At 65.3% G+C, this 13,960-nt stretch carries 14 protein-coding genes; 2 read left to right on the forward strand and 12 right to left on the reverse strand.

The window, feature by feature from the left end; all coding sequences use genetic code 11:
* Positions 1 to 73: 73 nt before the first annotated feature.
* The 4 genes from mepA to NGM99_RS07095 form a co-directional block, all read right to left on the reverse strand.
* Complete coding sequence (gene mepA / locus NGM99_RS07080) at positions 74 to 1,123, reverse strand: penicillin-insensitive murein endopeptidase (RefSeq protein WP_252817464.1); 1,050 nt, start codon at positions 1,121 to 1,123, stop codon at positions 74 to 76.
* A gap of 110 nt (positions 1,124 to 1,233) precedes the next feature.
* The gene (locus tag NGM99_RS07085) at positions 1,234 to 2,130 is read right to left on the reverse strand and encodes an SDR family NAD(P)-dependent oxidoreductase (protein ID WP_252817466.1); all 897 of its coding nucleotides are present in this window, start codon (positions 2,128 to 2,130) and stop codon (positions 1,234 to 1,236) included.
* A complete protein-coding gene (gene queG / locus NGM99_RS07090) occupies positions 2,131 to 3,297 on the reverse strand; it encodes a tRNA epoxyqueuosine(34) reductase QueG (RefSeq protein WP_252817468.1) in 1,167 nt (388 codons plus the stop codon). It lies immediately after the preceding gene.
* Positions 3,278 to 3,967, reverse strand: coding sequence for a glutathione S-transferase family protein (locus tag NGM99_RS07095; protein WP_252817470.1), 690 nt, complete (start codon positions 3,965 to 3,967; stop codon positions 3,278 to 3,280). The genes queG and NGM99_RS07095 overlap by 20 nt, the downstream gene beginning before the upstream one ends.
* A gap of 206 nt (positions 3,968 to 4,173) precedes the next feature.
* On the opposite strand from NGM99_RS07095, the gene NGM99_RS07100 reads away from it, so the two are divergent.
* The gene (locus NGM99_RS07100; RefSeq protein ID WP_252817472.1) at positions 4,174 to 4,980 is read left to right on the forward strand and encodes an undecaprenyl-diphosphate phosphatase; all 807 of its coding nucleotides are present in this window, start codon (positions 4,174 to 4,176) and stop codon (positions 4,978 to 4,980) included.
* 85 nt (positions 4,981 to 5,065) lie between these two features.
* On the opposite strand, the gene NGM99_RS07105 is transcribed toward NGM99_RS07100, so the two are convergent.
* From NGM99_RS07105 to NGM99_RS07125, 5 genes are all read right to left on the reverse strand, one after another.
* On the reverse strand, positions 5,066 to 6,049 hold the full coding sequence (locus tag NGM99_RS07105) for a complex I NDUFA9 subunit family protein (protein WP_252817474.1): 984 nt from the start codon (positions 6,047 to 6,049) through the stop codon (positions 5,066 to 5,068).
* A 153-nt stretch (positions 6,050 to 6,202) separates the two neighbouring features.
* A complete protein-coding gene (locus tag NGM99_RS07110) occupies positions 6,203 to 7,054 on the reverse strand; it encodes an ABC transporter permease (RefSeq protein WP_252817476.1) in 852 nt (283 codons plus the stop codon).
* On the reverse strand, positions 7,051 to 7,776 hold the full coding sequence (locus NGM99_RS07115) for an ABC transporter permease (RefSeq protein ID WP_252817787.1): 726 nt from the start codon (positions 7,774 to 7,776) through the stop codon (positions 7,051 to 7,053). Before NGM99_RS07115 ends, NGM99_RS07110 begins: the two co-directional genes overlap by 4 nt.
* 83 nt (positions 7,777 to 7,859) lie before the next feature.
* Complete coding sequence (locus NGM99_RS07120; protein ID WP_252817789.1) at positions 7,860 to 8,609, reverse strand: transporter substrate-binding domain-containing protein; 750 nt, start codon at positions 8,607 to 8,609, stop codon at positions 7,860 to 7,862.
* Between the two features lie 75 nt (positions 8,610 to 8,684).
* Positions 8,685 to 9,494: an ABC transporter ATP-binding protein gene (locus tag NGM99_RS07125; RefSeq protein WP_289852372.1), complete on the reverse strand. Its 810-nt coding sequence runs from the start codon at positions 9,492 to 9,494 to the stop codon at positions 8,685 to 8,687.
* Positions 9,495 to 9,701: 207 nt separating this feature from the next.
* Here NGM99_RS07125 and NGM99_RS07130 point away from each other — a divergent pair, with 207 nt between their 5' ends.
* On the forward strand, positions 9,702 to 11,276 hold the full coding sequence (locus NGM99_RS07130) for a 5-guanidino-2-oxopentanoate decarboxylase (RefSeq protein ID WP_252817792.1): 1,575 nt from the start codon (positions 9,702 to 9,704) through the stop codon (positions 11,274 to 11,276).
* A gap of 43 nt (positions 11,277 to 11,319) precedes the next feature.
* Here NGM99_RS07130 and NGM99_RS07135 read toward each other — a convergent pair whose 3' ends face one another.
* The 3 genes from NGM99_RS07135 to dut form a co-directional block, all read right to left on the reverse strand.
* Positions 11,320 to 12,315 carry a proline racemase family protein gene (locus NGM99_RS07135; RefSeq protein WP_252817478.1) on the reverse strand — a complete coding sequence of 332 codons (996 nt, stop codon included), beginning with the start codon at positions 12,313 to 12,315 and terminating at the stop codon, positions 11,320 to 11,322.
* A gap of 222 nt (positions 12,316 to 12,537) precedes the next feature.
* Positions 12,538 to 13,368 carry an isocitrate lyase/PEP mutase family protein gene (locus tag NGM99_RS07140; RefSeq protein ID WP_289852373.1) on the reverse strand — a complete coding sequence of 277 codons (831 nt, stop codon included), beginning with the start codon at positions 13,366 to 13,368 and terminating at the stop codon, positions 12,538 to 12,540.
* Positions 13,358 to 13,873 carry a dUTP diphosphatase gene (dut, locus tag NGM99_RS07145; protein ID WP_252817480.1) on the reverse strand — a complete coding sequence of 172 codons (516 nt, stop codon included), beginning with the start codon at positions 13,871 to 13,873 and terminating at the stop codon, positions 13,358 to 13,360. The genes NGM99_RS07140 and dut overlap by 11 nt, the downstream gene beginning before the upstream one ends.
* Between the last annotated feature and the right edge of the window lie 87 nt (positions 13,874 to 13,960).

Raw genomic sequence — 13,960 nt, forward strand, 5'->3', positions numbered from 1 at the left:
GTAGCTTGGCAGCGTCTGCCTCAGCCGCGCGGGCGGCTTGCTCTACCTAGCCGCGCGGGCGGCTTGTTCGGGCTCAGCCGCGCGGGCGGCTGGGCGGCATCGGAATGTCGACCTTGGGCGTCGGCGCGAAGGCTGAAGCCGCAGCAGGCGTCGAGCCCGCCATTTCGGGCACTGAAACGCGTGCGACGGGATTGTCCGAGCCGCCGGTGTCGCCCATCGTGACAAGCGCTTCGGACTTCGGCGACGGCGCATTGAGAACCATCTGGCAGGCCTTGGGCAGCGCCGAAAGCTTCATGACGTCGCGCGCCTTGGGCGCGTCCGGGTTCTCGTTAGGGCGCCACGGCTCCTCAGTGAACCACCAGGCGAGCGGCTTCCCGCAGCCGTCGCCTTCCGGCACGTCGGCCTGCTTCTTGCAGCCTTCGGAACCCGGCTGGCAGCCGATGCGGACGTGGAAGTGGTAGTCGTGGCCCCAGAAGGGGCGCACCTTGGCGAGCCATGTGCGGTCGCCCTTCACCGTGTCGCAGAGCTTCTTCTTGATGCCGGGATTGACCAGAATGCGCTCCACCTCCGGATAAGAGGCGGCGCGCTTGAGGATCCGCTCATGGGCGGGCGTCCAGTAGCGGTCGATCACCAGATGCGTCTTTTCGTTGACGAGCGAGCGCGGCTGGATGCTTTCGCGCTCCTGCGGGGTCAAACGGCGGTCGGGCATCGGCGTGAACCAGATATCGGCGTCGAGCCCGATCTGGTGCGAGGCATGGCCCGACAGCATCGGACCGCCGCGCGGCTGTGAGATGTCGCCGAGCAACAGCCCCGGCCAGCCGTCCTCTACCGCATCATGGCTGAGCTTTTCGATCAGCTTGATCATGGTGGGGTGGCCCCAGCGGCGGTTGCGCGACAGGCGCATGGCCTGCCATGTCGGCCCGTCGGTGGCGATCGCCACGCCGCCCGTGAAGCAGCCCTTGGAGTAGAAGCCGTAGGATTTCGGCGCGCCCACCGTGGGCAGCTTCTCCGCGCCGAACATATCCTTGGCGAGCGGATCGGCATTGGCATCGATCAAGGCCGTCAAGGCGATGGTGACGGCCAAGCCGATCAGGATGACGATGCGCGCGAGGCGGCTGAACATTTCGAAAGGTCTCCGAACCGGGGGCGAGACTCGTGAGAGCGGGTTAGCGAAGTCTTAAAATCCCAGTCTTGCCTGAAGCCGGTCTCGGTGACGTCCGTGTGGCGAGGCGGTCAACTTTGCGAGATCGGCGAGCGGCCGGCGCCCTCGCGCCAGTTTCCCTCGCGCCAGAGCGCGTCGAGGGCTGTGCGATAGTCGGGAAAGCGGAAGCGGAAGCCGGTGGCTTTCAGCTTGGCATTGGAGACGCGCTTGTTCTCGCCATAGAAGGAGCGCGCCATGGGCGAGAGATCGGCGGTGGCGAAGTCGATGGCGGCGGGAGGTTCTGTTCCCATCAGGCTGGCCGCGTAGGTGACGACATCCTGCGGGGGGGCGGGTTCGTCATCGGTGACATTGAAGATGCCGCCACTGTCGGCCTTGGCCAGATGCCAAAGGGCCGCGCCGATATCCTCGCCATGGATGCGGTTGAAGACCTGACCCGGCTTCACGAGCCGCTTGGCAGTGCCGCTTTCCAAATTCACGAAGGCGTTGCGGCCGGGGCCGTAGATGCCGGACAAGCGAAGGATCGCGAGCGGCACGGACTTCTCTCTTGCCAATGCGTCCCAAGCCCGTTCGGCTTCGACGCGCTCGACCGAGCGGCGCGAGCGGGGAGCCGTCGGCGTGGTCTCATCCACCCAGGCGCCGCCATGATCGCCATAAACGCCGACGGTGGACAGGTAGCCGATCCAGCGCAGGTTCGGTGCAGCGAGAATGTCATCGCGGAAGGCGCGCAGCACGGGATCACCCGCCTCGCCTGGCGCGGCCGAAATCACGAGATGGGTGACAGTTTCGAGTGCAGCGAGCACATTTTCGTCGCGCGCTTCGCCGTCCCACAACAAGGGCCGGATATTGGCGCCTTCCAGTCTGCCGAACTTATCGCGGCTCCGCGTCGTGCCGGAAACCGGCACATTCCCTTCGCGCAGGCGACCGAAAGCCTGGCCCGAATAGCCGGCGCCGAAGATCAGAACATTCATTCAAGCCGCCTCGTGGAGATGAGAAACAGCCCGCCACTCGGCGCGCACATCCGCGTCGGCTTCCGTGCTCAAACGCTCGCTGCGGAGTGCTGCGAACTGGTGGGGCGGAAGAAGCCGGGAGAGAGCCCAGACGGCCGCGCCACGCACCAGCGGCGACGGATCATCGAGCAGCGCGAGACAGGGCGCGATCAGGCTCCCCTCGCCTGAGTTTCCCGCAGCAGTCAGAACATTGCGCAAAAACCGGTCGCGGCCGATGCGCTTGACGGGCGAGCCCGAGAAGCGCTGGCGAAATGCGGGGTCGTCCATGCCGAGGAACTCGGCCAAAGGCGGCGAGACGAGATCGGCGCGGGCCTGCAGCTTTGCTTCCGACGCTGTTTTCGCGAACTTGTTCCATGGGCAGGCGGCGAGGCAGTCGTCGCAGCCATAAACGCGGTTGCCGATGCTCTCGCGGAATTCGTGCGGGATCGGACCCTTGTTCTCGATGGTGAGATAGGAAATGCAGCGGCGCGCGTCGATCTGAAAGGGCGCGGGGAACGCGTTTGTCGGGCAGGCATCGAGGCAAGCACGGCAGGAGCCGCAGCTGCCGCCGGTGGGTCCGTCGAAAGGCAATTCGGCATCGGTGAAGATCGTGCCGAGAAAAAGCCACGAGCCATACTCGCGGCTCACCAGATTGGTGTGCTTGCCCTGCCAGCCGAGCCCGGCATTCTCGGCCAGGGGCTTTTCCATGACGGGCGCGGTGTCCACGAATACCTTCACGTCGCAACTGCCCTTGGACGCGAGCTTGCCGGCCACGGTCTTGAGCCGCCCCTTGATCAGCTCGTGATAGTCGCGATTGCGGGCATAGACCGAGATGTTGGCATGGTCTTTCAGTGCCAGACCCTCGCGCGGGTCGATAGCGGGGCCATAATTCAGCCCCAGCACGATCACCGAGCGCACTTCCGGCCACAACCCTTTCGGATGGCCGCGCCGGGCGAGTGTTTCGCGCATCCATTCCATCGAGCCGTGGCGCTCGTGGCCCACGAATTCGGCGAGCCGCCCGGCCGCCAGCGGCACACCGTCGGGGTCGGCTATCGCGACGCAATCGAAGCCCGCGAGACGGGCCTCGCGGGTCACGAGTTCCTTCAGCTTGATGGGGCTTGGGCGCCCCTCAGAAGTCGAGATTCGCATAATGGGCCGAAGGGGCCAGCCCCCGTACGCGGTCGCTCAGGAGCGAGCGGAAGGCGGGGCGCGATTTCAGTTTCTGGTACCAGTCATGGGCGGCCGCATAGTCGCGCCACGGGATTTCGCCGAGATAGTCGAGTACGGAGAGCGTGGCGGCGGCGGCAAGATCCGCATAGGTCAACCGCGTGCCGGCCAGCCAGTTCCGCGTGCCTGCGAGCCAGTTCACATATTTGAGGTGCTGGCGAATATTGGCGCGCGCGGCGCGGATGGCCGCCGCATCGGGCGCGCCGCCATTGCCGTTTTCCATATAGGGCTTCAACACGCGCTCGCGCACGAGATGGCGCGTCACTTCGCTCTCGGTCTTATCGAGGAACCAGTCCATCAGCCGCCTGATCTCGGCGCGGTCGAGCGGGTCTTCGGCGAGCAAACGACGGTCACGTTTCAAAACGCCGCGCGTCTCGTCGAGATATTCGGCGATCACGTTCGCGCCCACCACCGGTACGTCGCCCTCGGCCAGAAGCACCGGCACGGTTCCTGCCATGTTGAGCGAAAGGAATTCCTTGCGCCGCATCCACGGACGCTCCTCGATCAGCGCCAACTCCTCGCCATACTCGCCAAAGGCCAGACGCACGAAACGGCAGGGAGCGAAGAGCGGATAATGAAAAAGCGTCAGCATGGACCCTACGGGTTACTACGCCCTGCGGAGCGCGGTTTCGGCAGAAGCTAAACGGCCCCAAGGCTGAGGCAAGTCCCGTCTGACAGATCGATGATCGCCAGGCGCAGAGGTCTATAGAAGCGTCACGCGCCCGTGACAAGCGAAGCCAAAGCTGGCAGAGGCGAGAGCCGGGAGGCTTCTCTTCAGCCACATGGGATGAAGGAATCATGGACGTCCATACATTTCTCGAAGCGCTCCTGCTCGGCCTCGTGGAAGGCCTGACGGAGTTCATTCCGGTTTCCTCGACCGGCCACCTGCTCCTGATCGGCCACTTCATCGGGTTCCAATCGACGGGGCGCGTATTCGAGGTTCTGATCCAGCTCGGCGCGATCCTCGCGATCCTGTCGGTCTATGCCAAGAAGCTCTGGTACATCCTCACCGACCTGCCCTCGGACCCGCCGACGCGCCGCTTCGTGGTGGGCATCATTGCGGCTTTTCTGCCGGCCGCCATCATCGGCGCGCTTGCGCACGACTTCATCAAGACGGTCTTGTTCGAAACGCCGGTGCTGATCTGCATCACGTTGATCCTGGGCGGCGTCGTGCTGTTCTTCGCCGACCGACTGGCGGTCAATCCGCGCTACACGAATATCGGGCAGATTCCGCTGCCGGTCGCGGTCGGCATCGGCTTCTTCCAGTGCCTGGCCATGATCCCCGGCACGTCGCGCTCGGGCTCGACCATTGTCGGCGCGCTTCTGCTCGGCGTCGACAAGCGTTCGGCGGCCGAGTTCTCGTTCTTTCTGGCGATGCCGACCATGGTGGGCGCGTTCACGCTGGATCTCGTGAAGAACCGCGACCTGCTGACATCATCGGATGTCGCCGTGATCGCGGTAGGCTTCGTGGCCGCCTTCCTGGCGGCACTGCTCGTGGTGCGCTCGCTGCTCGATTTCGTGTCGAAGCGCGGCTACGGCATCTTCGCCTGGTGGCGCATCATCGTCGGCACGCTCGGCCTGATCGGCTTGGCGGTGTGGGGCTGATATCCAGCTGGAGCGTTTCCCGCTCCAGCCTATTTCCTGTCGCAATCCCGGGCGCAAACCGGTTCGCCCTCTTGCCGGGATTGATTCAGTTCCGCGCGAAGGCCCGCTTGGTGGCGAACTGGCCGGTTTCGCGGAAGCGCCAGAGATAGGACGGCAGGATGGCTTCGAGCGAATCCGGCTCGATGCCCATACCGGCAAGCGTGCGGCCTTCGCCTTCGGCCGCGCTCGATACCACATTGTCGGAGCGCAGCAGCTCGACCTGATCGCTGGTGAGAAGCGGCTTGGGCAGAAGCCCGAGCACCTTGCCCTGGATTTCGGCCACCGGCCACGGCACAGACACCAGCAGGCGCTTGCGGTCGATGACCTTCAGCATCCGCTCCATCAGTTCTCGGAAGGAAAGCACTTCCGGGCCGCCGAGTTCGTAAACGGCACCGCTCGACAATGCGCCATCGCCTGCGCGCGCCACGGCCTCGGCGACATCTCCCACATAGACCGGCTGATAGCGGGTGTGGCCGCCACCGATCAGCGGGAGTGCGGGCGAAAAGCGGGCCATGTCGGCGAAGCGGTTGAAGAACTGGTCCTCGGGGCCGAACACGATGGACGGACGCAGGATCACCGCATCGGGGTGCGAACCCAGCACCGCGCGCTCGCCCTCGGCCTTGGTGCGGGCATAGTCGGACTTGGAAGCCAAATCCGCGCCGATGGCCGAAAGGTGGACGAGCTTCGCGCCGACCTTGGCAGCAGCTTCCGCCACGTTCTTCGCGCCCTGGTGGTGGATGCCATCGAACGTCGCCCGGCCACTCTCATAGAGAATGCCGACGAGGTTGACGACGAGATCGGCCCCTTCCACCGCGCGCTCGATGGAGGCCGGCAGCGTCACGCTCGCCTGGAAGGGTGCGATCTGGGACATGTTGCCGATCGGCTGAAGGTGCATCGGCATGCCCGGCGAGCGGGTGACCGCGCGGATGCGCCAGCCGCGCTTGGCAAGCGCGCGCACCACGTGTCGCCCGAGAAAGCCCGAGGCGCCGAACACGACAGCGAATTTCGGGGTTTCGGTGATGGTCGTCATGGCTGGGCTCCAACAAGCCGGGCGTTTCGTTTCCGGCGCGAAGCCGGGCTCTGATCTTTCCGGCGTTCTAGCGCAGCGCGCGCCGGAGTCTACCGCTTTGGTGCCGCAGGGCGAAAGGCGGCCCGGCATTTCGCCGAAGCAGGAAAGCAAAGCTCATCCCACCCGTGTCGGGATGCGCCTTTCCCAGCGGCGGAAAACAAGCACGAGCAGGCCTGCGATGATCGCGTAGACGGCAGCCACCAGAAGCAGCGGCTCGTAGATCACATAGGTCTCGCGCTGCACGCGGGCGGCGGCCGCATAGAGGTCGACCACGGTGATGGTGGCCACCAGTGGCGTTGCTTTCAGTTGAAGCACGGTTTCGCCCGCGAGCGTCGGCAGCGCGCGGTGGATGGCCTGGGGCAGCCAGATGCGGCGAAAGGCGGTCCAGCGGCGCATGCCGAAGGCGCGTGCGGCCTCGAGCTGCCCGCGCGGCGTGCCGGCAAAAGCCCCGCGCATCACCTCGCCCTCGTAAGCCGCAAAGGAGAAGGTCAGCGCCACGATCGCGTAGGGCCATGCCTGACGCAGATACGGCCAGAGTTCGGATTGCCTGATCCAAGGATATTGTGGAAAGAGCGAGCCCAGACCGTAATAGAGAAGCCAGAGCTGGAGCAGCAGCGGCGTGCCCCGGATCACGGTGCAGAAAACGCGCGCGGGCGTGGCCAGCCACCATGGCCCGGCGGCCTGCGCCAAACCCAAGGGCACCGCGAGCGTGAAGCCGAGCGCGACAGTGAGCGCCAGCACCCAGATCGTGCGCCACAGCCCTTGGACGAGAAGTGTCTGGTATTGCGGAATCCAGTCCCAACGAAGGGCAGTTACCGCATAGGCGACGAGGGCGAGACCGAGGAGTGCCAGCACGACGCGATGCGGCTGCAGCCAAGCCGAAAGTTTCGTTTCCGCGACATGTGTGGAAACGGTTTGCGGCGAACCGATGAGACCGAGATTATCGGGGGCGTCGCGCTCGCTCATGCGGCCTCCCGTATCGGAGGCAGGCCGCGCCGGGCCCAGCTTTCCAGTCTGCCGAGGAAGACGCCGGAAACCAGCGTGACAGCAAGGTAGATGATCATCGCCGCCGTGAAGAAGGTGAGATAGGCCTTGGTCGCCCCCGCCCCCTGGCGGGTGGTCAGCGTCAGCTCGTTGAACCCGACGACCGCGAGCAGTGCCGTATCCTTGGTGGCGATGAGCCAGAGATTGGCGAGGCCGGGAATGGCGAAAGGCAGCATGGCGCGCAGCGTGATGCGGCGCAAAAGCGTCCATGGGCTCATGCCATAGGCGCGGCCGGCCTCGATCTGCCCCTGCGGCACGGCGAGGATCGCGCCGCGCAGAACTTCCGTCGCATAGGCGCCCTGCACCACGCCGAGCACGAGAATGCCGGCGGCGAGGCCCGAAATGTCGAGCGGGCCATAGCCCAGCGCGGCGGCGGCACGGTTCACGAGATCGGTCCCCGCATAATAAAGCAGGAGGATCAGGATCAGTTCGGGGATCGCGCGGACGAGCGTGGTGTAAAGTTCGAGCAGGTCCCGCACCATCGGCCCGCCATAAAGCTTCCCCGTCGCTCCCAGCGTGCCGAGCCCCAAGCCGATCACAAAGGCACCAGCGGCAATCTCCAGCGAGGACAGAAGCGCGCGCAGGAGATTGCCGCCCCAGCCGGGCGGGGAAAGTGCCAGCAGGTCGAGCGTGCCGAGCTGCAGGAAAGGGGCGAGGGTCGGAGTGATGGGAAAGCCCAGGCGTTGGGTTCAGCTGCGTCGTGTCGAAAACGCCCTTTCCCGTATCTTCAGTTCGCCTGCGTTTCCTCGCCATAGATGTCGAAGGAGAAATACTTCTTCGAGAACTCGTCATACTTGCCGCTGGCCCGCACGGCCTTGATGGCGGCGTTCAGTCTTTCGCGAAGGGCCGTATCTTCCTTGCGCAGGCCGATGCCGACGCCGGGTCCGAGCACTTCGACATCGGGCGCGACATTGCCCTCGAGCTTGCAGCAGTCCTTGCCCTGTTCGGACTGCAGAAATGCGTCGAGCGCGATGGAGTCGGCCTGCACCGCATCGACACGGCCGGCGGCGAGGTCCTGATTGGCCTCGTCCTGCGTTTGATATTCCTTGATCTCGGCGGCTTCCGTGAAGTGCTTCTTGGCGTAGGCCGCATGCACCGTGGACACCTGCACGCCGATCACCTTGCCCGCGAGCCCTTCGGGCGTCGCCTCGAAGGTCTCGCTTTTGGGGCCGATGATGGCGGTCGGGGTGTTGTAGTACTTGTCGGTGAAGGCGATGGTCTTTTCGCGTTCGGGCGTGATCGACATGGAGCCGATGATCAGGTCGATCTTCTTGGAAGTGAGCGCAGGGATGATGCCGTCCCAGGCAACCGGCGTCACCACGCAATCGAGCTTGGCTTCGGCGCAGATCGCATCCTTGAAATCGACCTCCCAGCCGACCCATTTGCCGGATGCATCAGGCGAGGTGAAGGGCGGATAGGGCTCGGCGGCGAAGCCCACGCGCACGGTTTCGGCTTGTGCCGCGCCGGCAGCTGCCATCAGTGCGAGACCGGCGGCTGCGATGGTGTTGGTCCAGTTTTTCATTTTTTGGTTCCCCTGCTGGTTTTTATGGTTTCAGCCGACTGTGCGGATGAACTGTTTGAGGCGCTCCGAGCGCGGATTGCCGAACACGGCTTCCGGCGGTCCCTGCTCCTCGATCTGTCCGTTGTGAAGAAAGACCACATGGCTCGCGACCCCGCGAGCGAACTTCATCTCGTGGGTAACGAGCACCATGGTGCGCCCTTCCCGCGCGAGATCGGCGATCACGCGCAGGACTTCGCCGACGAGTTCGGGATCGAGCGCAGATGTGGGCTCGTCGAACAGCATCACGCGAGGCTGGATGGCGAGCGCCCGCGCAATCGCACCGCGCTGCTGTTGGCCGCCCGAAAGGAAGGCCGGATAGGTATCGCGCTTTTCAGAAAGCCCCACGCGCAGCAACAAGGCCTCGGCGGTCCGCACCGCCTCGTCGCGCTTCACGCCCAGCACATGGACGGGCACCTCGATGACGTTTTCCAGAAGTGTCAGATGGCTCCACAGATTGAAGCTCTGGAACACCATGCCGAGCCTGGAGCGGATGCGCTCGATCTGGCGTCGGTCGGCGGGCGCCGCACCCCCGCGCCCATCGGGCTTCAGCCTGATCTCTTCGCCATTGACGCGGATCAGGCCGCTGGTCGGGTTTTCCAGACAGTTGATGCAGCGCAGAAGCGTGGACTTGCCCGAGCCCGAGCCGCCGATGATCGCCACCACCTCGCCATCCCGCGCGGACAGCGAAACGCCTTTCAAAACGTGGAGTTCGCCAAAGCGCTTGTGCAGGTTTTCGACATGGATGGCTTCGGCAGCCCCTGCGGTTGGCTCGAAGGATGCGGAAGCCATCGCCTCGCTCATCGAGTGGCTTCTTCAAAGAGCGAGCAATGGGCTCGGTGCATGGCATCCTTTGGCGGTGCAGGCCTTCTGCCAAGGAAGATGAACCGTCTTTCACGCCGCCGTCAACCGCACGTTTCTGGCATAATCCACAAGACTTGCGACTTCCGTAGGCAGCTGCTTGAAATTGGGCAGGCCTTTTCAGACCGGGACTCCGTCATGCCAAACGCCCTGCCCACTTTGGGCGAAGCCTTGATCACGCTTCTCGAGGCGCATGGGGTCGATCTCGTCTTCGGCATTCCCGGCGTGCATACGGTGGAGCTTTATCGCGGGCTGGCACGGTCCAAGATCCGCCACGTCACGCCCCGCCACGAGCAGGGCGCAGGTTTCATGGCCGACGGCTATGCGCGGGCAAGCGGCAAGCCGGGCGTGGCTTTCGTGATCACTGGTCCGGGGCTTCTCAACACGCTGACGGCGATGGGCCAGGCGCGCGCGGACTCGATCCCGATGCTGGTGATCTCAGGCGTGAATGCGCGCGACACGCTCGGCAAGGGCTTGGGTCATCTGCACGAAATGCCCGACCAGCGCGCGCTGACGGCGGAACTCGCCTTGCGCTCGACGCGGATCGAGACGCCTGAAGACCTGCCGGCCGCACTCGGCGAGGCCTTCCGCGTCTTCGCCTCGGAGCGGCCGGGACCGGTGCATATCGAGATCCCGACCGACGTGATGGCCTTGCCGGCCGGCGACCTCGAGCCGGTTCTGAGCAATGCAGCCAAGCCAAAGGCCGAGCCAACGCAGATCGCGCAGGCGGCGGCCCTTCTGGCCGGGGCGCGCCAGCCGTTGATCCTCGCAGGCGGCGGGGCGAAAGGTGCCGCGATGGAATTGCGCGCGCTCGCCGAAAAGCTCGATGCACCGGTGGTGCTGACCACCAATGCGCGCGGCCTTCTTCACACTCATCCGCTTCTCGTGCCTGCCGCCCCAAGCCTTTCGGTCGTGCGCGACCTGATGGCAAAGGCCGATGCCGTGCTGGCGGTCGGCACCGAGTTCGGGCCGACGGATTACGACATGTATGGCGATGGCGGGTTCAAGGTGCCAGAGAACCTCGTGCGGATCGATATCGATCGCGAGCAGCTCAAGCGCAATCCCGGACGGATCGATATCCAGGCTGATAGCGCGCAGGCTCTCGGCGCTTTGCTGGCGGGCGTTCCCAAGGTCAGCGGCGAAAACGGTGCCGAGCGCGCCAAGGCTGCCGCGCAAGCCGCACGCGCCGCGCTCTCGCCCCTGCTTGCAAGCCAGCTCGGTGCAGTGGAAGCCATTCGCGACGCACTGCCCGGCAGCATCATCGTGGGCGATTCCACGCAAACCATCTATGCGGCGAACCTGTTTTACGACCATGACCGGCCGGGCGGTTGGTTCAATGCGGCGACGGGCTTCGGCGCGCTGGGCTACGGCGCGCCGGCCGCCATCGGCGCGGCTCTGGCGCAGCCCGATGTGCCGGTGGTTTGCCTGACCGGCGATGGCGGATTGCAGTTCGTTTTGGCGGAACTCGGGGCCGCGCTCGAAGCGGAAGCGCCGGTGATCTTCGTGGTCTGGAACAATCGCGGCTATCGCGAGATCGAGACCTCGATGCGCGATGTGGGCGTGGAGCCGGTCGGCGTGTCGCCAGTGCCACCGGATTTCACACTGATCGCCAAGGCTTACGGGATGGCGGCGGAGCGGATCGAGGGGGCGGACCAGCTGGGCGAGGCGGTGAAGCGGGCAAGGACTGTGGGCAGGGCGGCGCTGGTCGAGGTGATGGTGGCGTGAGTTCGGGGCAGAGCCGATCGCCTGAGTTCGCGAAGCGGCCGCGTCACCGCAACAGAAACCCCTTACCCAACTCGTCATCTTCCTCCCGCCAGAACTCCGCGCGGCCCGAATAGAACGACCGTCCCGCGACCTTCGCCACGATCCCGCGATGCGCGCCGACTTGTGTTTCGCGCACGACCTCGCCCGTGAACCGGGAGCCGGCAATGCTTTCGAACTGACGCGTTTCGCCCAGACCGACCTCGCCTTTCGCAAACATCGCCGCCAGCCGGGCGGTGACGCCCGAGCCAGTCGGGGATCGATCCACTTCCGCGTCGGCGAAGACGCAGACATTGCGGGTGGGAGCGTTCGTGCCATCGCCGCCGTCCGTCAGGATCGAACCGTAAAGAAAGCCGAGATCGGCGTGGTCCGGATGGGTGATCGGGAGCGAAGCCTTGACGGCCTCCGTCAGCGCGGTCGCGGCGTCAATGAAGTCGCGCGTGCGGGAGTGGCCGAACTCCAAGCCCCATTGGGTGCAGTCGGCGATCGCGTAGAAGGCGCCGCCATAGGAAACGTCGAAGCGAATGGTTCTGCCATCGAGCTGAAGCGTCTGGTCGCGGTGAAGCAGGAAAGAAGGCACGCTTTCGAATGAGGCCGCACCCGCCTTGCCATCCTTGACCTCGACCTCCGCCACCACGAGCCCGCAGGGACATTCGATGCGCACTTGTGTGACGGGCTCCCGAGCCGCCACGATTCCCTCATCCACGGCCCAGCGTGCGAGCGCGAGCGTCGCGTGCCCGCACATGGTGGAGTAGCCCTCATTGTGGATGAACAGCACAGCGAGATCGGCATCGGGCAGGCTGGGGGCGACAGGCAGCACGCCATACATGTCGTAATGGCCGCGCGGCTCCCACATCAGGAGCTTGCGGAGACCATCGAGATGCGTGCGCGCATAAGCGCGCTTGTCAAGGATGGTAGCACCATCGATTCGCGGCAGGCCGCCGGTGACGATCCGCACGGCCTCGCCGCCCGTGTGCATGTCGGTGACGTTGATCTTTTCCATGGGAAATTGCCTGTCGAGAGAATTCCGGACAAGCAAAAGCGACGCGGCGGCTATTGAGTCAAGCGCCTGCGTCGCCTTGCCCGGCTGCCGGGTCTGATCCACCTCCCTGCAGCCGAAGCGCGGAAACCGGGACCGGATTTGGCTATCCGTGGCGTTCAAACGGCGACGCGCGAAAAACGTTCACATTCTCCGTTCACGCCCCCGTGAGCACCCCTTGGCAGCCTAGGCCCTCGTGAGGGGGTCTGGCGCGAACAGGTCCTGCAGTTCGTTGAAACCCATCGCATCCCCGGCGAAGGTGAAGGTGCCCGCATCGCGCATCTCGCGCGCAGCACTGCGCACGGCAGCGAAGGCCGCATTGGCGAGCTTCGAGCCGACGGAGATGCGCCGTACGCCGAGTTCGGCCAGTTCGTCGAGCCGCATGCTGGGCTGCGCAATGACGTTGAGCGGCTTGGTGACGGCGCGCTGCACTTCACGCACGCCGTCCATGTCCAGGCCGGGCGCGAAGAGCACATCCGCCCCCGCCTGTTCGAAGGCGACCAGGCGACGGATCGTGTCGTCCAGCGGCCCGCCCCAAAGCAGGTTCTCGGCGCGCGCCGTCAGGATGAAGTCGTGGCTAAAGGCGCGCGCGGCTTCGACCGCCGCCTGCACGCGCTCGATGGCGTGCGTGAACTCGTAGATGGGTGCGGACGGGTCGCCCGTGTGATCCTCGATGGAGCAACCGGCGAGCCCTGCGGCTTCGGCCGCGAACACCGTTTCGCCGGCACTTTCCGCACTGTCGCCCTTGCCCTTTTCGAGATCGGCCGAAACAGGCACCGGAACGCTCGCCGCCAGTTCCTTGGCATGGGCAATGCGCTGGTCGAAGGGCACCCCGCCATCGGGCAGGCCGCGCGTGAAGGCGAAGCCGGCGCTGGTGGTGGCGAGCGCTTCAAAGCCCAATGAGACGAGCAGCTTCGCCGTGCCGATGTCGTAGGGGTTCGGCATGATGAAGGGCTGGCGCCCGTCATGCAAAGCGCGAAAGCGGGCGGATTTCTGCTTCAGCTCGTCACTGACCATTGCCATTCTCCTCCCGTCCTATCCCGGTCGAGCCGAAGCCACCGCTGCTGCGCAGCGTCTCGGACGCATGGACGCGCTCTTCGAGCCGCGCGCGCGAGACGGGCGCTATCACCAGCTGCGCGATGCGCATCCCGCGTGACACGGAGAATTCCTCGTCACCGAAGTTCGCCAGGATCACCTTGAGCTCGCCGCGATAATCCCAGTCGAGCGTGCCGGGTGAATTCAGGCAAGTTATCCCATGGCGGTAAGCCAGTCCCGAGCGCGGCCGCACCTGTCCCTCGAAGCCCTCCGGCAGTTCGAAGACGAGACCGGTCGGCACGAGCGCGCGGCGGCCGGGCAGGATCAGGATCGGACGGTCGGCGGGCACTGCAGCGCGCAGGTCGAGACCTGCGGCCCCTTCCGTCTCATAGGCAGGCAAGGGCAGATCAGCGCCGTGTGGCAGGCGCACCACGCCGATGCGCGGCTCGAGCGAGGTGGAAGGGGGCATGGTATCGGGTCGGGCCATGAGCGGCGAAATTACCCCTCGCCTGTGACGCGTCAATGGCGAAGCGCGCGCCGCCCACACCCAGAAGGCATCAATCATCCGTCAGAC

Source organism: Mesorhizobium liriopis (genome assembly GCF_024053505.1).
Lineage (GTDB): Bacteria > Pseudomonadota > Alphaproteobacteria > Rhizobiales > Rhizobiaceae > Mesorhizobium_B > Mesorhizobium_B liriopis.